Here is a 17,018-nt window from a genome sequence, read left to right as displayed (position 1 = left end):
TCTGACAATACGAGACGTCTCGTGTTGTCAGGGGAGGGTCAGGCGGAGGCTATGCGCAGGACCAGGGCCGCCGCCGAGACGAGGGTGAGGACCGCCGCCGGCGCCAGCTCGAAGTCCTTCACGCGCAGGTGGGAGATGACCGCGCCGGCGAAGTAGAGCACCAGGCCCACCGCCGCGGCCTGGCCGAGCAGCGGCACGAAGAGCCCCGCGAGCAGGCCGAGCGCGCCCGCCGCCTTCGCGGTCGCGAGCCACGGCAGCGCGCCCTCCGGGACGCCCACCTTGGTCATGCTGCCGACGACCTGCGGGTTCTTGGTGAAGGTCATGAAGGCGGAGCCGGCGGAGGCGAGGGCGAGCAGGCCCGCCACGACGGCGTAGGCGATGAACATGGAAGAACTCCAACGATGCGGGGACGGAAACCGTTGAAGAGTAACAACGATTTCTCTCGCTCCACAATTGCGTTGTTGTTACGGTGGACGGCATGGCAGCTCTTCCGACCGACCGCCTCGGCTTCCTCCTCTCCTTCCGCGGGGAGCTCACCGGCGCGCGCATCCGCGCCGCCCTGGGCGTCGCCGGACTGCACCCGCGCAACGCGATGACGCTGATGCAGCTGGCCCCGGGCGCCACGAGCCAGCGCGAGCTCGCCGTCGCGATGGAGGTGGACCCGAGCCAACTGGTCGCGATCCTGAACGAGTTGGAGACGTCCGGGCTCGCCGAGCGCCGCCGCGACCCGGCCGACCGGCGCCGGCACATCGTGGAGATCACCCCGGCCGGCACCGCCGCCCTGGAGCGCATCGACGCGGCCGTGCGCGAGGCCGAGCGGGAGCTCTTCGGTGACCTCACCGAGGCGGAACAGGCCCTGCTGCGCGGCCTGTTGGACCGCGTCGTCGTGGACCCGACCGTCCACGAATGTGGCGAGTAGTCGCCAGGAGAGCGAAAAAAGGTTCGTCCTCGGCGATGACTTCCGAGGGTGCGGACGGTCTACCCCATGACCGTTCCACCCCGGAGGAGAGAACCATGGCCGAGACCGACACCCGCACCCTGGAGACCGTCGGCGCGACCCTGCGCTACGACGTGCGCCCCGGCACCGGGCCCGAGGGGCGCCCCCTGCTGCTGATCGGCTCCCCCATGGACGCGAGCGGCTTCACCACGCTCGCCTCCCACTTCGCCGACCGGACCGTCGTGACGTACGACCCGCGCGGGGTGGGCCGCAGCGAGCGCACCGACGGCGCGGCGGAGACGCTCCCCGAGGAGCACGCCGACGACCTGGTCCGGCTGGTCGAGGCGCTCGGCGCCGGTCCCGTGGACGTCTTCGCCAGCAGCGGCGGCGCCGTCAACGCCCTCGCCCTGGTGGCCCGCCGGGGCGACCTCGTGCACACCCTCGTCGCGCACGAGCCGCCGACCGCCCAGGTCGTCCCGGACCGGGAGGCGGCCCTCGGTGTCTGCGCCGACGTCCACGCCACGTATCTGCGGGAGGGCTGGGGGCCCGCCATGGCCAAGTTCCTCGCGCTGACGAGCCGGAAGGGCGAGTTCCCGGCGGGCTGGGCCGAGGAGCCCGCCCCCGACCCGGCCGCGTTCGGCCTGCCGGCCGAGGACGACGGCACGCGCGGCGACCCCCTGCTCGGGCAGAACATGCGCGGCTGCACCTCCTACCGCCCCGACTTCACCGCCCTGCGCGCCGCGCCGACCCGGATCGTCGTCGCCGCGGGGAAGGAGTCCGAGGGCACGTTCGCCGCGCGCGCCGCCCTCGCCGTCGCCGAGGGACTCGGCACCCCGCTCGCCGTCTTCCCGAGCCACCACGGCGGCTTCCTGGGCGGCGAGTTCGGACAGCACGGCGCCCCGGCGGAGTTCGCCGAGGCCCTGCGCGCCGCCCTGGACGGCGACCGGGTCTGACGCGGCGCTTCCGCGCGGGGGCGGGGCGGCGAGGAGGGGAGGAGGGGAGGAGGGCGGCGAGAGGGGCGGGTCGGCGGCACATCGATCGCATTGTTCTAGCGGAGTGCGAACAACTTGTTCTATGGTGATGCGAACAAGGGAGGTCCCATGAACCGTGCCGCACCCCGTCTCCGCGCCCTCGCCGCGCTCCCGTTCGCGCTCGCCCTCGCCGTCCACCTGGTGTTCCTCGCCCTCCGGTACGACCGGCTGCCCGACACCCTCGCCACCCACTTCGGCCCCGACGGCGGCCACGCCGACGGCTTCACCGGCCGTGCCGCCTTCACCGCCGTCAGCACCGGCCTGCTCCTCACGCTCGGCGCCGGCTGGACCCTCCTGGTCCGCCGCGGCTCCCTCTGGGGCGCCTGGGCGACCGCCGGCTTCACCGGCGCCCTGTTCGTCCTCCTCGTACGGGACAACCTGGACGCCACCGATCCGGCGCGGGTCGAGTCCCCGCTCGGCAACCTCCTGCTCGCGGCGGCGACCGCGGCCCTCCTCGCCCTCGCCGGGTGGGGGCTGACCCGGCTCGTCCCCCGCGACGAACCGGCCGCGGACCCCGGCCCCTCCGACGGCCCCCGGCTCCCGCTCGGCGCGAGCGAGGTCGCCGGCTGGACCCGCGCCACCGCCTCCCGGCCGCTCACCGTCCTCGCGGTGCTCGCCCTCGCCGCCACCCCGGCCGTCCTGCTCCTCGCGCCCCGGCCTGCCGCCCTGTTCGGCCTCCTCGGCCTCGTCGTCGGCCTCCCGGGGCTCGCCCTCGCCCGGGTCAGGGTCACCGTCGACCGGCGCGGCGTCACCGTGCGCTCCGCGCTGGCCTCCCGGCCCCGCGCCCGGATCCCGCTCGACGACGTCGCGGGCGCGAGCGTCCGGGACCTCGACACGGCGGCCGTCCTCGCCGAGTTCGGCGGCTGGGGCTACCGGGTCCGGGCCCACCGCACGGGCGTGATCGTCCGGAGCGGCGAGGCCCTCGTCGTACGGCGGTCCGGTGGCCGCGAGTTCGCCGTCACCGTGCCCGACGCGCGGACCGCCGCCGCCCTCCTCAACACGCTCGCCGAGCGGCATGGGAAGGTCTGACCGTGCTCTTCCGTGTCGACCCGGCCTCCGCCGTGCCCCTCGGCGACCAGATCGCCGCCTGTGTCCGGGGCGCCCTCGCCGACGGCTCCGCGGCCCCCGGCGAGCGCCTCCCGGCCGCCCGGGAGCTCGCCGACTCCCTCGGCGTCAACGTCCACACCGTCCTCCGCGGCTACCAGCGGCTCCGCGAGGAGGGCCTGATCGAGCTCCGCCGGGGCCGGGGCGCCCTGATCGTCCCCGGCGCCACCGCCCCCGACCGCGCCCGCCTCGTCTCCCGCCTCCGCGAGGCGGCGGCCGAGGCCCGCGAACTGGGCCTCACGGACGAGGAGTTCGTGGCCCTGGCACGGACGAGCCTCGACTAGGCCCCGCCTTGCGGACCAGGCCCGGAGACCGCGCGGCCTGCTCGGTTCAGGACAGCTCGCGGACCGGTGCCCCCGCCAGGAAGGCCTCGACGTCCTCGACCGCCTGGCCGAAGTAGCGCCCGTAGTTCCCCTCCGTCACATAGCCCAGATGGGGGAGGGCCAGGACGTTCGGCAGCGTCCGCAACGGGTCGTCGGCGGGCAGCGGCTCCGTCTCGTACACGTCGAGGCCCGCTCCCGCGATCCAGCCCTCGCGCAGCGCCCGCAGCAGCGCCCCGCCGTCGACGAGACCCGCCCGCGAGGTGTTGACGAGGTACGCGGACGGGCGCATCGCCCGCAGCTCCGGCTCCCCGACCATGCCCCGGGTGCGGTCGGACAGCACCATGTGCAGCGAGACGAAGTCGCCGCCGGCGAACAGGTCCCGCTTGTCCTTCGCGAGCCGGGCACCGTGCTCGGCGGCCCGCTCCTCCGTCAGGTTCGGGCTCCAGGCGGTCACGTCCATGCCGAAGGCGAGACCGATCCGGGCCACCCGGGCGCCGATCTTGCCCAGGCCCACGAGGCCGAGCGTCCGGCCGGCGAGGTCGGCGCCGACGGTCGACTGCCACGGCCCGCCCTCGCGCAGGGCCCGCGCCTCCGCCGGCACGTGCCGGGCGAGGCCCAGGAGGAGGGCCCAGGTCAGCTCGGTGGGCGGCTCGGAGCTGCTGGCGGTGCCGCAGACGGTGACGCCCCGCGCCCGGCAGGCCGCCAGGTCGATCGAGGCGTTGCGCATCCCGGAGGTGATCAGGAGCCGCAGCCGGGGGAGGCGGGCGAGGAGCCCGGCGTCGACCGGGGTCCGCTCGCGCATCACCACGAGGATCTCGCAGTCCTCGACGGCGGCGACGAGGGCGTCCCGGTCGGTGAGGTGCTCGCGCAGCACGCGGACGTCCACGCGGTCCGCGAGCGGGCTCCAGTCGGCGGAGGAGAGGGCGACGCCCTGGTAGTCGTCGAGTACGGCGCAGCGCAGCTTCATGACCGCATGATCGCCGATCGGATCCGCGCCCCCGGCCCGTATGCCACGCTCCGGGCGACAAGGACGCCCGCCTCGCGGAGAATTTTCCCGAATTGTTCCCTTCGGGAAGGCTGGTGTCATGGACGCTGCCGGTGCCAGTGACGACGAACTCGCGGTGCTCCGGGCCCGGGTGGCGGCACTGGAGGCGGACAAGGCGACCGCCCGGCCGCCCCACCACCGCGTCCGGTCCTTCTTCGCCGCCCTGCTCATCGTCATCGGCTGCGTCCTCGTCCCGCTGGGCCTCGTGGCCTCCTGGACCTCGGACATCGTCGGCGACACCGACCGGTACGTGCAGACGGTCAAGCCGCTGGCCTCGGACCCGGACGTCCAGGCGGCCGTGGCCAACCGGGTGACGAACGCGGTCATGGAACACATCGACCTGCCCTCCCTCCTGGAGGGCGTCGCCCCCGACCAGCGGCCGCTGGCGGAGAAGGCCCTCGGCAAGCTGGGGGGCTCCCTGCAGAGCGCGGTCGCCAGCTTCGTCCACGACCGGGCGCAGGACATCGTCGCCTCACCGGAGTTCGAGACGATCTGGACCAACGCCAACCGGGCGATCCACACCTCCCTCGACCGGGCCCTGACCGGCAGCGACGAGGGCGCCGTGAAGATCGAGACGAACACCGTCACCATCGACCTGGCGCCCGTGATCGAGCGGGTGAAGGAGCGGCTCGTGGCGTCCGGGTTCGACGTCGCGGCCAAGATCCCCGAGATCCACACCGACTTCACGGTGGTCAAGTCGGACGACATCGGCAAGGTGAAGACCGCGTTCTCGCTGCTCCAGGCCATGGGCATGTGGCTGCCGGTGATCGCCGTCCTGCTCGTCGCCGGCGGTGTGCTGCTGTCCGTGCACCGGCGCCGCACCCTGGTCGCCGCGGCCCTCGGCGTCGCCGTGGCGGCGATCGTCCTCGGCGCCGGCCTCACCGTCTTCCGCACGGTCTACCTGAACGCCCTGCCCGCCACCGTCTCCCCGGCCGCCGCGGGCTCCGTCTACGACACCCTGGTCCGCTTCCTCCGCACCTCGGTCCGGGTCTTCGCGACCCTCGGCGTCCTGATCGCCCTCGCCGCCTGGCTCTCCGGCCCGAGCCGCCCCGCCGTCCTGGTCCGCGGGCTGTGGCGCTCCGGCATCACCGCGTCCCGCGCGACCGCCGACCACGCGGGCATGCGCCTCGGACCGGTGGGCCCGTTCGTCCACCGGTACCGCACCTGGATCACCTGGATCCTCGTCGTCGGGGCGGCCGCCGCCGTCGTGTTCTGGCCCCACCCCACCGCCTGGGTCGTCGTCGGCGTCGCCCTCGGCCTGCTCTTCGCCCTGGCGGTGACGGCCTTCCTGGCGGAGGAGCCCACCGAGGCGGAGACACCCGCGCGGAGCGCCCCTCGGCCCTGATCGCCCCCCACCGGTACCTCGGCCTTGCTCGCCCTTCAGCCCTGATCGCCCCGCGCCGGTACGAGCGCCGCGCCCGCGAGGAGCCCGACCGCGATCGTCGTGACGATCGTGACGAGGTCCACGAGGTCGTGGAAGCCGTGCAGGACGTGACCGCCCGCCAGGGAGGTGAGCGCCCGCAGGCCCAGGGAGCCGACGGTGAGGGTGAAGAAGCCGCCCAGGAAGAGGACGAGCCGGGGCGGGCGCCCGGCCGGCCGGGACAGCAGATCCGCCGCGACGGCGAGGGCCGTGGCGGCGACGAAGGTGCCGGCGACCTCCCCGACCAGGGCCGTGACCGCCGCCTGCACGCCGAGCGACAGGTAGACGAGGGCGGTCACCCAGCCCGCGGCCCGCCACGGCACCCCGAAGGCGAGGACCAGGCCCGCCGTGAAGACGGCCCAGCTCGCGACGAGCACCCACCGGGACAGGTCGGCGTCCTGCGCGGTGTCGAAGAGCGCCCCGGTCGGTGTGCCGGTGACGGCCACGCCGATGAGCACGCCCACGTACAGCTGGAGGAGCAGGACGAGGGCGTAGACGAGTCGGACGGCGCCGGTCGTGAGGAAGCCGCCGACGAGTTCGGCGGTGGCCGCGCTGAGCAGGTCGCCGGGCACGAAGAAGAACAGCGCCGGAAGCATGATCAGCACCGGCCCGCCGTGGTCGTGGCCCGGCTGGAACAGCCCCAGGGTCACGAGGGAGACCAGGCCGGCGGCGAGCAGCGGCAGGACGCGGGCGAGGCGCTGCCGCCGGTCCGACAGGACGGTCAGCGTCGCGACCGGGGCGGCGAGGAGGGCGGTGGTGCCGATCTCGTACCAGGTCGGCTGGACGGCCGGCGCGAACCCGACGGAGAACAGCACGATGCCCGCCCCGCGGGCCCAGCGCGGCACCGTGGCGGGCAGGTTCTCGATCCGCCGCAGTCCGGTCGCCGCCTCGGGCAGGGCCGGCCGGGTGTCCCGTACGCGCTCGACGAACTCCTTGAGGGCGACCGCCCGGTCGAGCCGGGCGACGTCGGGGAAGGCGGTGACGGTCGAGGTGAGGGTGCGCCCCCCGACGGTCACGGAGAGCACGGCGCCGTCGGCGACGAGCACCGTCTCGGCCCGCCCGCCGTAGGCCCGGGCGACGCTCCGGACGCCCCGGGCGACGCCCTCGGCGCCCTCCCCGCTGAACGACAGCATGAACCGGGCCAGTTCGCGCAGGAAGTCGTGGAGGGCGTCGGGCTCGGACTCGTGGGGTCCGCGTCTCACCGGCGGACGGTGTCGTCGGTCTCCAGGTCCTTCACCTCGTCCTGGAAGTCGTCGACCTTGTCCGGGCAGTAGACCTGGAGGACGATCCGCTCGGCCTCGACGGCCCTGGTGTCGGAGATGACGGGCCGCATGCCGGGTCCTGAGGCGCCGTTGGCCTGCTGGATCTTCCACAGCGCCGTCTTGAGGGCGTTGCCCGGCTCCTCGCAGACCTGGCCGCCGTCGGTGCCGAGCAGCCGCTCGACGGTGTCGGTGTCGGGGGAGGGGTATCCGGCCTTCACCAGCTCCTCCTGGAGCCGGTGGGCCTTGGAGAGCGTCTCGTTGCCCGTCTTCACGCTCTCGTAGCGGACGATTCCGGTGACGACGAGGCCGACGAGGATCACGATCGCGCCCCAGTAGATCCACTTGTGCTCGGAGGCGAAGCGGGTGGGGCTCATGCCCGGTCTCCCTCGCTCGGGGCGTCGGCGGCGGTGCGCCATTCCGGCTTGCGGAACTTCAGGAAGAGCCACGGGATCAGCAGGCCCAGGACGATCAGGCCGCAGCCGATGAAGAGGACGTACGAGAAGACGCTGCTGCCGCCGAACTGGGAGGGCGGTACGAATCCGATGGCGAGCGCCGCGAGCGAGGCGAGCAGGCCGACCGTGCACACCAGTCCCAGGGCGGGCACCCGGTAGCCGCGGGGGTGGTCGGGCCGGGTCTTCCGCAGCCGCATCGCGGCGGCGAACATCAGCAGGTACACGATGAGGTACACCTGCGTGGTGATCGTGGAGAAGATCCAGTAGACGCTCGACACGTTCGGGATGAGCGCGTACATCAGGGCGATGGCCGAGGTCACGACGCCCTGGGTGACCAGGATGTTCTGCTGGATGCCGAACTTGTTGAGCTTCTGCAGGAACGGCGGAAGGTAGCCCTCCTGGCGGGAGATCTCCAGGAGGCCCTTGGACGGACCGGCGAGCCAGGTCAGCATGCCGGCCAGGGAGGCGGAGATCAGCATGACGGCGGCGATCGGGGTCATCCAGCCGACGTCGAAGTAGGAGAAGAAGGCGTCGAAGGCCTGCATCACGCCGGCGGTGAGGCTGAGCTGATCGGCCGGCACGACCCAGCTGATGGCCAGGGCGGGCAGGATGAAGATCAGCAGGACGAGCGCCATCGCCAGGAACATGGACCTCGGGTACTCCTTCGCCGGGTCCTTCAGCGAGGAGACGTGGACCGCGTTCATCTCCATGCCGGAGTACGACAGGAAGTTGTTGACGATCAGGACCAGGCTGGCGAGGCCCGTCCACTGCGGCAGCAGGTGGCCGCCGTCCATCGGGGCGGCGGAGGGATTGCCCTGGCCGAGGAAGACCATGCCGAGCACGACGAGGATCGTGCCCGGCACGAGCGTGCCGATGACCAGGCCCCAACTGGACAGTCCGGCCAGGGCCTTGGTGCCGCGCGAGGAGACCCAGACGCCGGTCCAGTACAGGACCATGATGACGATCGCGGTGTAGACGCCGTTTGAGGCGAGGGACGGGTCGATGACGTACGCGATGGTCGAGGCCACGAAGGCCAGCAGGCTCGGGTAGTAGAAGATCGTCATCGCGAACTGGCACCAGACCGCGAGGAATCCGAGCGGCTTGGACAGCCCCTCGGCGACCCAGCGGTAGACGCCGCCGCTCCATCCGGAGGCGAGCTCCGCGGAGACCAGGGCGGTCGGCAGCAGGAACACGATCGCCGGGACGAGGTAGAGGAAGACGCAGGCCAGGCCGTACACGGCCATCGTGGGGGCGGCCCGGAGGCTCGCGACCGACGCGGTCGTCATCAGGGCGAGCGTCACCCAGGACATGGTCGTGGGGGAGGCGGGCCGTGCGCCCGCCGCCCGGGGTGTTTCGGCCGGGGTTTCGATACTGCTCAAGGAGCCCTCCCGCACGTCGGATGATCACCTCACGCTCGAACGGCCGGGTGACCCCGGCAAGCGGGGGTCGGCCGTACGGGGGAGGGGCTTCCGGCGGGGGCGTACGGGGTGGCCCCGGTGACGGGGTCGTGCGGGGCGGCCCCGGTGACGGGGTCGACGGTCACCTCCGGGTGCCGTTCGGCCAGGAGTCCGGCGAACCGCCGGCGGGTGGTGGCCCGCGGCCCGTCGAGCAGCCCGGCCGCGGCGAGCGCGAAGGCCCCGGCGCGGTGGGCCGCGACCAGCGCTCCGCACTGACACCGCCCCCTGAGACCGCGTCCCCGTCGGCGCCCCGCCCGCCGGTACCGCGCCACACGGGCACCGCATCGCCCCGGAGACCTCCACCCCGCGGGCCCGCGCCCCTAGAATCGGCTTCCATGTCGATCCCTGACGAACTGCTCGTCGACGTCGCCGCCACCGTGGAATCCGGGCGGAGCAACCAGATGTCCCTGACCGTGGTCGCGGGGGGAGTGGTCATCACCGGGCGGCTGGCGCCCGAGGCCCTGTGGAGACAGCGCGTGTCGGAGGTCCTGACGGACTCGACCCGGCTGTCCGAGTTCTCCGGCGTCTTCGCCCCCGACGCGGGGAAGAAGGCGAAGGACGCGGAGCCCCCCACCCACCTCCACTTCCACCTCGCCCGCATCCTCCAGGGGACCGTGGGCATGCCCGAGACCGGCGGGATGTACCGCGTCGCGATCGCGGACGTCAGCGCCTGGACCGTGGGGGACTTCAGCTACTCCGACAGCTGACGGCCCCGGCTACTGCTTGACCCCCGACACCACGAGGAACGGCGGGTGCCCGGCCTCCGCCGGATCGTGGCCGAGGAGCGCCGACCGGTGGGTGAGGACGGGCTCGTGGACGTCCAGGTCGGTGAACCCGGCCTTGCCGAGCACGTCGAGGTACGTCTGGCACGGCCAGTGGTGGTCGACCGGCTCCAGCGGGGCCCCGCCGTCCGGGCGCTCCAGGCGCGACCGGCGCCGCTCGCCCTTGGTGTAGACGCGGCCGGGCTCGCCGCGGCGGAAGGTGGAGAACCGGATGCCCGTGGTGCGGGGGTTGGCGTCCAGCACGGCGAACCGGCCGCCGGGCCGCAGCACCCGGTGCGTCTCGGCGGCGATGTCGTGCAGGTCGGCGATGTCTCCGGTGGTGACGAAGACGAAGCAGGCCATGGCGGCGTCGACGGAGCCGTCGGCGAGGAAGCCGAGCCCGCCGTCCTCGGTGAGCCGGTAGTCGATCCGCGGGTGCGGGCGCCGCTCGCGGGCGATCTCCAGCATGGAGGGCGAGACGTCGACGGCCACCACGCGCGCGTCGGAGGCCTCGACGACGCGGGTGGCGACCTTGCCCGGCCCGCAGCCGTAGTCCAGGACCGTACGGACGGCGCAGGAGCCGATGCCGAGGGCGTGGAAGACGGCCGGGTAGCCGATGAGGCGCTCGGGGAGGTCGTCGTAGGAGTCGAGGGCTTCGGCGTCGAACCGGGCGGCGGGGTCGAGGGCTTCGGCGTCGGTGTCGAGCCGGGCCGTGCCGTCGGTGTCGAGCCGGGCCGTGCCGTCGGCGTCGAGCCGGGCCGTGTCACTGATCGGGTGCGAGGTCGTGCGAGGGGTCATGTGGGGCCTTCCGATGATGATCCATTTCGTCCGGAACGTACTGGTCGGGGGAGCCGCGGGACAGGGCCTGGGCACCGCGCTCACCCGGGTGGGCCAACGGTCCCGGCCGCCACCGGGCGTCCCGCCCGGTCCCGTGGATTGATGAGAGGACTGTCGACGAGTCCGCTGATCGAAGGGGAAACTGTGGCGCTCCACGAGATGAAGGCACCGAAGAGCGTCGCCGATGCGGTGACGGACGTGTTCGCCTCGGCCCTGAGCGAGCGGGTCCTGCCGAAGCACCGGATGCCGGAGGAGCCGAACCTCCCCTCGGTCGTCTACGCGATGCTCCACGACGAGCTGCTGCTCGACGGCAACGCGGCGCAGAACCTGGCGACGTTCTGCACGACGTGGACGGACGACGAGGTCCGCCGGCTGATGAACGAGTGCCTCGACAAGAACATGATCGACAAGGACGAGTACCCGCAGACCGCGGAGATCGAGTCGCGGTGCGTGAACATCCTGGCCGATCTGTGGCACGCCCCCGGCAGCGAGAACGGCGAGGGCGCGGCGATCGGCTGCTCCACCACCGGCTCCAGCGAGGCCGCCATGCTCGGCGGCCTCGCCCTGAAGTGGCGGTGGCGGGAGCGGCGCCGGGCCGAGGGCAAGCCGACCGACCGCCCGAACATCGTCACCGGTCCCGTGCAGATCTGCTGGGACAAGTTCGCCCGCTACTTCGACGTGGAACTGCGCCAGGTCCCGCTGGAGCCGGGCGCCACGGGCCTGCGTCCGCACCAGTTGAAGGAGTACGTCGACGAGAACACCATCGGGGTCGTCGCGATCCTCGGCGTCACCTACACCTGCGACTACGAGCCGGTCGCCGAACTCTCCGCCGAACTCGACCGGATCCAGCAGGAGACGGGCCTCGACGTCCCGATCCACGTCGACGCGGCGAGCGGCGGCTTCGTCGCCCCCTTCCTCCACGAGGACGTCGTCTGGGACTTCCGGCTGCCGAGGGTGTCCTCCATCAACGCCTCCGGCCACAAGTTCGGCCTCGCGCCCCTCGGCGTGGGCTGGGCGGTCTGGCGCACCGCCGAACTCCTGCCGGAGGACCTCGTCTTCCGGGTGAGCTACCTGGGCGGCGACATGCCGACCTTCGCCCTGAACTTCTCCCGCCCCGGCGGCGAGATCGTCGCCCAGTACTACAACTTCCTGCGCCTGGGGCGGGCCGGCTACCGGCGCGTCCAGGAGGCCTGCGCGCTGACCGCCCAGTACCTCGCCGGGAAGATCGAGGCGATGGGCCCCTTCACCCTGCTCTACGACGGCCAGGGCGCGCTGCCCGCCGTCTCGTACACCCTCACCGACCCGGAGGGCGCGGGCTTCAGCCTGTACGACCTCTCCGACCAGCTCCGGATGCGCGGCTGGCAGGTCCCCTCCTACCCGCTGCCCCCCGCCCGGCAGGAGACCGTCATCCAGCGCGTCCTGATCCGCCACGGCATCGGCCGCGACGAGATCGACCTGCTGGCCCAGGACATCCGCCGCTCGCTGGAGCGACTGACGCAGGGCGTGCCGGCGGACGCCGACCGCGCCGGTTTCCACCACTGAGACGATCCGTCCGGGACGGATCAGGATTCGAGAAGCGCCGCGCCGGGGGCCGCCACTAGCGTGAAGGCCATGGACATCAGCATTCACACCAGCGCCCTTCCGCACGACGACCCGGACGCCTCCCTGGCCTTCTACCGGGACGCCCTCGGCTTCGAGGTCCGCAGCGACGTCGGCCAGGGCAGGATGCGGTGGATCACGGTCGGGCCCGCGGGGCAGCCCGACACGTCCATCCTCCTGGCGCCGCCCGCCGTCGACCCCGGCATCACCGAGGACGAGCGCCGCACCATCGCCGAGATGATGGCCAAGGGCACGTACGGCTGGATCCTCCTGGCCACCCGGGACCTCGACGCCACCTTCGAGAAGGTGCGGGCCACCGACGCCGAGGTCGTCCAGGAGCCGACGGAGCAGCCGTACGGCGTCCGCGACTGCGCGTTCCGCGACCCGGCGGGCAACCTGATCCGCATCCAGGAACTCCGCTAGCGCCGGCCGGGACGAGAGGAGCTCCCCATGTGCCACCCCGCGTGGGCACGCGCGCGCGTCGCCGCGCAGCGCCTGGACGACCTCGCCCGTCTGCGGCGCGTCCGTGACCGGATCGACCGCGAGTACGCCCGCCCCCTGGACGTCCTGGAGCTGGCCCGCGGCGCGGACATGGCGGCCGGCCTGCTGAGCCGCCGGTTCCGGACCGCGTACGGGGCCTCGCCCTACGGCTACCTGCTCGAACGCCGGGCGGAGCGCGCCCGGACCCTGCGACTGCACGGCGCACGAACGGAACCGCAGCCGGCGTGACCGGCGCACCGCCGCCCCACCACCGCCCCCCGACCATCCGCGAGAGGAACGAACCATCATGACTGCGAGCGCCAAGTCCTACGACGGCTTCACCGAGGACGAGCGGGAGGCCATGAAGGAGCACGCCAAGGAGCTGAAGGCGTCCAAGCGCCGCGGCGCGAAGGCGGACACCGAGCCCGACGTGCTCGCGAAGATCGCCGAGATGGAGGAGGCGGACCGCGTCCTCGCCGAGCGCGTGCACGCCCTCGTCAAGGAGAACGCCCCGGAGCTCACCGCGAAGCTCTGGTACGGGATGCCCGCGTACGCCCGGGACGGCAAGGTCGTCTGCTTCTTCCAGAGCGCCCAGAAGTTCAAGTCCCGCTACGCCACGCTCGGTTTCAGCGACCAGGCCGCCCTCGACGACGGTGACCTGTGGCCCACCACGTACGCCCTCACGGCCCTGACCCCGGCCACGGAGCAGCGCGTCGCGGCGCTCCTCAAGCAGGCGGCGGGCTGAGGCGACGGGCGTCGACCTCCTGGCCGAGCCGCCAGGTGTCCCCGCCGTCGGCCGAGCGCCCGTCGCGCCGGCGGGAACCGCCCACCGGCTCCCCGGGACTGTGACGCGGCGCACATCCCCCGGAGCGATGACTTCGCCCCCTGCCGTCGGTCGTATCAGCGACAACACCGACGCGAGGAAGGCCCGTTCATGACCCACACGCTCAACGCCCCCCAGCACGTCGCATCCGCCGGGCCCGCGTCCGGAGTCGTGGCACGGCGGGCTCTGGCCGGTGGCGTGGTGGCGGGCCCGCTGTTCCTCCTGGCCGGAATCGCCCAGGGCGTCGCACGGGACGGGTTCGACTTCACCCGCAACGCGATCAGCCAGCTCGCCCTCGGCGAGGCGGGCTGGATCCAGACGGTGAACTTCCTGCTCACCGGGGCGCTGCTGCTGGCCGGCGCGACCGGACTGCGGCGGGCGCTGCGCGGCGGCCCCGGCGGGACGTGGGGCCCGGCCCTGGTCGGTGTCTTCGGCGTCTCCTTCTGGGTCGCGGCGGCCTTCCCCGCCGACGCCGGGGCGGGCTTTCCCGCCGGGGCGCCCGAGGCGACCGTGATGAGCGGGCACGGCGCCGTCCACATGTTCGGCGGGATGGTCGGCTACCTGGCCCTGTGCGCCGTGTTCGTCGTGCTGGCCCGTCCGCTCGCCGCCCGGGGCCTGCGCGGCTGGGCCGTCGCGTCCCGCGTCGTCCCCGCGGCCGTCCTCGCCGGGTTCATGGCCTCGGCCGCCTCCGTCCTGGCGTTCACCGTCGGCGCCGGCCTCGGCCTGCTGTGGCTGAGCGCGGTGACGGCCCGCCTGGCCGGCGCTCCGGCCGACCGCTAGCCGACCGCCGCCACGGCGGGCATCATCGACATCGACACCACCAAGATCATCACTTCAGGAAACGGGGCACCCATGACCGACGCCGTGAAGGGTCCTGCCAGCTACTTCCCCTCCATCGAGAAGAAGTACGGCCGTCCGATCGCCGAATGGAAGGACCTCATCCGCTCCTCCCCGCTGGCCAAGCACATGGAGCTGGTCGACTGGCTCAAGTCCGAGCACGGGCTCGGCCACGGCCACGCCAACGCCCTCGTCGCCCACACCCTCGCCGAGGACAGCGCCAAGTGACCCGCAGACGAAGGCCGTACGCGTCGGCCCACGGGTAATCGGCCTGTGGGAAGGGCCAGTTGCGCACTAGCGTAGGCGCAATGACAACAAGATCTGCTTCGGCCGACCGGCCCGCTTCCGTGGACTCGTCCGAGGCGCCGCTGCGACAGGCCCGCAACTCCGCCGCCCTGTGGACCGCGACCGGCCGGAGCCGGGGGCACGAGGTCGTCGGGCGCCGAGGGTTCGTCGCGGTCGACGGCGGCGAGCGCGCCGGCCTGCGGGTCCTGATCCAGGAGCCCGACCTCGACCCGGACGAACTGGCCGAGTTGAGCGAGCTGGTGCGCCGGGCCACGGGCCCGGTGAACGCCGAGGACCCGTTCAGCTCGACCGACCTGGGCCACCTGGGCATGCGCAGCTGGCAGATGCCGGTCATGCTGCGCCCGCCCGGCCCCGTCGGCGAACCGGCGATGGAGGTGATCAAGGCGCGGCGGCCCGAGGACCTCCAGGCGGCCGAGCGGATCGTGATCGAGGGCTTCGAGCTGACCGGATTCGAGCCCTACCGCCCCGGCGAGCTGTTCCCGTCGGCGCTGATCGAGCAGCCGGGCGTGGACGTGTTCGTCGCCCTGCACGACGGCGTGGCCGCGGGAGCGGGCGTCAGCGTCGTGGCCGACGGCGTCGGCAGCCACTACTGGGTCGGCACGTCGCCGGCCTTCCGGTCGCGCGGCGTGGGACGGGCCGTCATGCTCGGTTCCCTCGCCCACCTGACGGACCTGCCGGTCACGCTCACCGCCTCGAAGCTGGGCAGGCCGCTGTACGAGTCCCTGGGCTACACCGTCGCGGCGCCCTCCACCTGGTGGGCCTCCGCCCAGTGACCCGGTCGCGCTGAAGCCCGCCGGGGCGGCGCGCCCCGCCTGCCGTTGGCCGGGGTCCGGCCGTGGAGCGGTCAGGCCGCTGCCTCCACCCGTGCGCGGCTCGGGGTCTCCCGCCGTACGACACGCCGGCGCCGGGTCGGCATGCCCAGGGTCGGCCTGCCGACGCTCCAGGCCGCGCCCTTGCAGATCAGTTCCTTGTAACGGGCGGCCATGCGGCCCGTCAGGGCCCGGTCGACCGCTCGGTCGTCGGCGGTGACGTACTGGATGAGGCCTTCCCTGCGGCCCAGCGAGATGCACTGGTTGAAGTAGCGCAGCGGCGTCTTCGGGACCTTGGTGCCGGTGAGGCGGGCCGCGATGGCGTCGGCGGCCTGCCAGGCCATGGGGGTGCCCGAGGCGCAGGACATGCGGAGGGGCTTGTCGGACGGGCCCATGGCGAGGGCCGCGTCGCCGACGGCGTACACGTCCGGGTGGGAGACCGAGCGCATCGTGCGGTCGACCACGATCTGGCCGTTGTCGGTGACCTCCAGGGTGGTGGCGCGGGCGATCGGGTGGACGGCGAAGCCGGTGGTCCACACGGTGACCGCGGCCGGGAGGGTCCGGCCGTCGGCGGTCGTGACCCGGTCGGCCGACACGGCGTCGACCGCGGCGTGTTCGTGGACGGTGATGCCGAGCCCGTCCACCACCTTCCGCAGGTGGGCGCTGCCCTTCTCCGAGAGCCAGTCGCCGAGTTCGCCGCGGACGGCCAGGGCGACGGCGAGGTCCGGTCGGGCCTCGGCGATCTCGGTCGCGGCCTCCAGGCCGGTCAGTCCGCCGCCGACGACGACCACGGACCGTCCGGCCTCCAGGGCGGCCAGGCGCTCGCGGAGGCGGAGGGCCCCGGGGCGGCCGGCGATCTCGTGGGCGTGTTCGGCGGTGCCGGGGACGCCCTGGGTGTTCCAGCCGCTGCCGAGGGCGTACACGAGGGTGTCGTACGCCAGCTCCTCGGTGGTGCTCCCGGCGGTGACCGTCACCGTCTTGCGGTCCACGTCCACGGCGGTGACCTTCGCGAGCTTCAGTTCCACGCCCGTTCCGGCGAACATCTCGCTGAAGGGCCGGTGCGGGAGGTCCTGGCCGACCGCCAGCTGGTGCAGCCGGACGCGCTCGACGAAGTCGGGCTCGGGGTTGACGAGGGTGATGGCGACGTCCTCGCGGTGCAGCCGCTTGGCGAGGCGGCCGGCGGCGATGGCTCCGGTGTAGCCGGCTCCGAGGACGACGATGCGGTGCTCCATGTCCGTGCTCCTGTCTGGGCGGGGCTGCCGTGGTCCGGCGCGGTGTCGCCCCTTGAACCGGACAGCCGCCCGTTCCCTGACAGGATCGGGATGTGACCTGCGTCATAGCGCCTCAAGGCTGAGGCGGGCCGTCGAACCCGGGGTGGAGATGGGCGAGGCCGTACTGCCGTACGCGCGGGCCGGGTTTCAGCCCCGCATCGCCTTCGAGGGAGCGGGCCCGTCGTTCCTCGCACAGCTCGCCGCCCGTGGTCTCGGCGTGGCGGTGGTTCCGGCCTTCCCCGAGGGCGCGGAGAGGGCACGGTT

At 73.3% G+C, this 17,018-nt stretch carries 19 protein-coding genes and 2 pseudogenes; 13 read left to right on the top strand and 8 right to left on the bottom strand.

The features are described from left to right. Positions 1 to 38 precede the first annotated feature (38 nt). Positions 39 to 386, bottom strand: coding sequence for a DoxX family protein (locus ACFYUZ_RS06050; RefSeq protein WP_389306655.1), 348 nt, complete (start codon positions 384 to 386; stop codon positions 39 to 41). 92 nt (positions 387 to 478) lie between these two features. On the opposite strand from ACFYUZ_RS06050, the gene ACFYUZ_RS06045 reads away from it, so the two are divergent. The 4 genes from ACFYUZ_RS06045 (at position 479) to ACFYUZ_RS06030 (ending at position 3,356) form a co-directional block, all read left to right on the top strand. Continuing rightward, positions 479 to 919, top strand: coding sequence for a MarR family winged helix-turn-helix transcriptional regulator (locus ACFYUZ_RS06045; RefSeq protein ID WP_389306653.1), 441 nt, complete (start codon positions 479 to 481; stop codon positions 917 to 919). Positions 920 to 1,014: 95 nt separating this feature from the next. After that, entirely contained in the window at positions 1,015 to 1,890 is an 876-nt protein-coding gene (locus ACFYUZ_RS06040) for an alpha/beta fold hydrolase (RefSeq protein WP_389306652.1), read from the top strand. Between the two features lie 147 nt (positions 1,891 to 2,037). Next, on the top strand, positions 2,038 to 2,997 hold the full coding sequence (locus tag ACFYUZ_RS06035; RefSeq protein WP_389306651.1) for a DUF1648 domain-containing protein: 960 nt from the start codon (positions 2,038 to 2,040) through the stop codon (positions 2,995 to 2,997). 2 nt (positions 2,998 to 2,999) lie between these two features. Then, a complete protein-coding gene (locus tag ACFYUZ_RS06030; RefSeq protein WP_389306649.1) occupies positions 3,000 to 3,356 on the top strand; it encodes a GntR family transcriptional regulator in 357 nt (118 codons plus the stop codon). 46 nt (positions 3,357 to 3,402) lie between these two features. Here ACFYUZ_RS06030 and ACFYUZ_RS06025 read toward each other — a convergent pair whose 3' ends face one another. Further along, positions 3,403 to 4,362 carry a D-2-hydroxyacid dehydrogenase family protein gene (locus ACFYUZ_RS06025; protein ID WP_389306648.1) on the bottom strand — a complete coding sequence of 320 codons (960 nt, stop codon included), beginning with the start codon at positions 4,360 to 4,362 and terminating at the stop codon, positions 3,403 to 3,405. A gap of 118 nt (positions 4,363 to 4,480) precedes the next feature. On the opposite strand from ACFYUZ_RS06025, the gene ACFYUZ_RS06020 reads away from it, so the two are divergent. Continuing rightward, a complete protein-coding gene (locus tag ACFYUZ_RS06020) occupies positions 4,481 to 5,785 on the top strand; it encodes a hypothetical protein (RefSeq protein WP_389306646.1) in 1,305 nt (434 codons plus the stop codon). Positions 5,786 to 5,820: 35 nt separating this feature from the next. Here ACFYUZ_RS06020 and ACFYUZ_RS06015 read toward each other — a convergent pair whose 3' ends face one another. The 4 genes and pseudogenes from ACFYUZ_RS06015 to ACFYUZ_RS06000 all read right to left on the bottom strand — a co-directional run. Next, the gene (locus tag ACFYUZ_RS06015) at positions 5,821 to 7,062 is read right to left on the bottom strand and encodes a threonine/serine exporter ThrE family protein (RefSeq protein ID WP_389306645.1); all 1,242 of its coding nucleotides are present in this window, start codon (positions 7,060 to 7,062) and stop codon (positions 5,821 to 5,823) included. After that, on the bottom strand, positions 7,059 to 7,496 hold the full coding sequence (locus ACFYUZ_RS06010) for a hypothetical protein (protein WP_389306644.1): 438 nt from the start codon (positions 7,494 to 7,496) through the stop codon (positions 7,059 to 7,061). The genes ACFYUZ_RS06015 and ACFYUZ_RS06010 overlap by 4 nt, the downstream gene beginning before the upstream one ends. Further along, on the bottom strand, positions 7,493 to 8,884 hold the full coding sequence (locus ACFYUZ_RS06005; protein ID WP_389307018.1) for an APC family permease: 1,392 nt from the start codon (positions 8,882 to 8,884) through the stop codon (positions 7,493 to 7,495). Before ACFYUZ_RS06005 ends, ACFYUZ_RS06010 begins: the two co-directional genes overlap by 4 nt. Before the next feature lie 218 nt (positions 8,885 to 9,102). Then, a pseudogene (locus ACFYUZ_RS06000) lies at positions 9,103 to 9,240 on the bottom strand (AraC family transcriptional regulator); the annotation flags it as partial. A gap of 126 nt (positions 9,241 to 9,366) precedes the next feature. Here ACFYUZ_RS06000 and ACFYUZ_RS05995 point away from each other — a divergent pair. Then, positions 9,367 to 9,738 (top strand): hypothetical protein, encoded by a 372-nt coding sequence (locus ACFYUZ_RS05995; RefSeq protein WP_389306643.1) that lies wholly within the window; start codon positions 9,367 to 9,369, stop codon positions 9,736 to 9,738. Positions 9,739 to 9,747: 9 nt separating this feature from the next. On the opposite strand, the gene ACFYUZ_RS05990 is transcribed toward ACFYUZ_RS05995, so the two are convergent. After that, entirely contained in the window at positions 9,748 to 10,590 is an 843-nt protein-coding gene (locus tag ACFYUZ_RS05990) for a class I SAM-dependent methyltransferase (protein WP_389306642.1), read from the bottom strand. A gap of 183 nt (positions 10,591 to 10,773) precedes the next feature. Here ACFYUZ_RS05990 and ACFYUZ_RS05985 point away from each other — a divergent pair, with 183 nt between their 5' ends. The 7 genes and pseudogenes from ACFYUZ_RS05985 to ACFYUZ_RS05955 all read left to right on the top strand — a co-directional run bounded on the left by ACFYUZ_RS05985 (position 10,774) and on the right by ACFYUZ_RS05955 (position 15,447). Further along, positions 10,774 to 12,171, top strand: coding sequence for a glutamate decarboxylase (locus tag ACFYUZ_RS05985; RefSeq protein ID WP_389306641.1), 1,398 nt, complete (start codon positions 10,774 to 10,776; stop codon positions 12,169 to 12,171). A 69-nt stretch (positions 12,172 to 12,240) separates the two neighbouring features. Next, positions 12,241 to 12,651, top strand: a complete 411-nt coding sequence (locus ACFYUZ_RS05980) for a VOC family protein (protein ID WP_389306639.1) — start codon at positions 12,241 to 12,243, stop codon at positions 12,649 to 12,651. Positions 12,652 to 12,678: 27 nt separating this feature from the next. Next, positions 12,679 to 12,930, top strand: a pseudogene (locus tag ACFYUZ_RS05975) (AraC family transcriptional regulator); the annotation flags it as partial. An 85-nt stretch (positions 12,931 to 13,015) separates the two neighbouring features. Next, positions 13,016 to 13,453: an iron chaperone gene (locus tag ACFYUZ_RS05970; protein ID WP_389306638.1), complete on the top strand. Its 438-nt coding sequence runs from the start codon at positions 13,016 to 13,018 to the stop codon at positions 13,451 to 13,453. Positions 13,454 to 13,642: 189 nt separating this feature from the next. Then, complete coding sequence (locus ACFYUZ_RS05965) at positions 13,643 to 14,311, top strand: DUF998 domain-containing protein (RefSeq protein WP_389306636.1); 669 nt, start codon at positions 13,643 to 13,645, stop codon at positions 14,309 to 14,311. A gap of 72 nt (positions 14,312 to 14,383) precedes the next feature. After that, positions 14,384 to 14,596, top strand: a complete 213-nt coding sequence (locus ACFYUZ_RS05960; protein ID WP_389306635.1) for a DUF4287 domain-containing protein — start codon at positions 14,384 to 14,386, stop codon at positions 14,594 to 14,596. An 80-nt stretch (positions 14,597 to 14,676) separates the two neighbouring features. Further along, positions 14,677 to 15,447 carry a GNAT family N-acetyltransferase gene (locus tag ACFYUZ_RS05955; RefSeq protein ID WP_389306634.1) on the top strand — a complete coding sequence of 257 codons (771 nt, stop codon included), beginning with the start codon at positions 14,677 to 14,679 and terminating at the stop codon, positions 15,445 to 15,447. 71 nt (positions 15,448 to 15,518) lie between these two features. On the opposite strand, the gene ACFYUZ_RS05950 is transcribed toward ACFYUZ_RS05955, so the two are convergent. Next, complete coding sequence (locus tag ACFYUZ_RS05950) at positions 15,519 to 16,715, bottom strand: NAD(P)/FAD-dependent oxidoreductase (protein WP_389306633.1); 1,197 nt, start codon at positions 16,713 to 16,715, stop codon at positions 15,519 to 15,521. Positions 16,716 to 17,018: the final 303 nt, after the last annotated feature.

Origin of the sequence: Streptomyces sp. NPDC004266, assembly GCF_042874095.1 — a bacterium.
In the GTDB taxonomy this organism is placed as follows: domain Bacteria; phylum Actinomycetota; class Actinomycetes; order Streptomycetales; family Streptomycetaceae; genus Streptomyces.
This window is presented reverse-complemented; position numbering and strand designations above follow the sequence as displayed.

What these genes read in the sequence shown, in the direction of transcription:
- ACFYUZ_RS06050 (WP_389306655.1), bottom strand. Translation starts at nt 386, where the DNA reads ATGTTCATCGCCTACGCCGTCGTGGCGGGCCTGCTCGCCCTCGCCTCC.
- ACFYUZ_RS06045 (WP_389306653.1), top strand. Translation starts at nt 479, where the DNA reads ATGGCAGCTCTTCCGACCGACCGCCTCGGCTTCCTCCTCTCCTTCCGC.
- ACFYUZ_RS06040 (WP_389306652.1), top strand. Translation starts at nt 1,015, where the DNA reads ATGGCCGAGACCGACACCCGCACCCTGGAGACCGTCGGCGCGACCCTG.
- ACFYUZ_RS06035 (WP_389306651.1), top strand. Translation starts at nt 2,038, where the DNA reads ATGAACCGTGCCGCACCCCGTCTCCGCGCCCTCGCCGCGCTCCCGTTC.
- ACFYUZ_RS06025 (WP_389306648.1), bottom strand. Translation starts at nt 4,362, where the DNA reads ATGAAGCTGCGCTGCGCCGTACTCGACGACTACCAGGGCGTCGCCCTC.
- ACFYUZ_RS06020 (WP_389306646.1), top strand. Translation starts at nt 4,481, where the DNA reads ATGGACGCTGCCGGTGCCAGTGACGACGAACTCGCGGTGCTCCGGGCC.
- ACFYUZ_RS06010 (WP_389306644.1), bottom strand. Translation starts at nt 7,496, where the DNA reads ATGAGCCCCACCCGCTTCGCCTCCGAGCACAAGTGGATCTACTGGGGC.
- ACFYUZ_RS06005 (WP_389307018.1), bottom strand. Translation starts at nt 8,884, where the DNA reads ATGTCCTGGGTGACGCTCGCCCTGATGACGACCGCGTCGGTCGCGAGC.
- ACFYUZ_RS05995 (WP_389306643.1), top strand. Translation starts at nt 9,367, where the DNA reads ATGTCGATCCCTGACGAACTGCTCGTCGACGTCGCCGCCACCGTGGAA.
- ACFYUZ_RS05990 (WP_389306642.1), bottom strand. Translation starts at nt 10,590, where the DNA reads ATGACCCCTCGCACGACCTCGCACCCGATCAGTGACACGGCCCGGCTC.
- ACFYUZ_RS05980 (WP_389306639.1), top strand. Translation starts at nt 12,241, where the DNA reads ATGGACATCAGCATTCACACCAGCGCCCTTCCGCACGACGACCCGGAC.
- ACFYUZ_RS05970 (WP_389306638.1), top strand. Translation starts at nt 13,016, where the DNA reads ATGACTGCGAGCGCCAAGTCCTACGACGGCTTCACCGAGGACGAGCGG.
- ACFYUZ_RS05965 (WP_389306636.1), top strand. Translation starts at nt 13,643, where the DNA reads ATGACCCACACGCTCAACGCCCCCCAGCACGTCGCATCCGCCGGGCCC.
- ACFYUZ_RS05960 (WP_389306635.1), top strand. Translation starts at nt 14,384, where the DNA reads ATGACCGACGCCGTGAAGGGTCCTGCCAGCTACTTCCCCTCCATCGAG.
- ACFYUZ_RS05955 (WP_389306634.1), top strand. Translation starts at nt 14,677, where the DNA reads ATGACAACAAGATCTGCTTCGGCCGACCGGCCCGCTTCCGTGGACTCG.
- ACFYUZ_RS05950 (WP_389306633.1), bottom strand. Translation starts at nt 16,715, where the DNA reads ATGGAGCACCGCATCGTCGTCCTCGGAGCCGGCTACACCGGAGCCATC.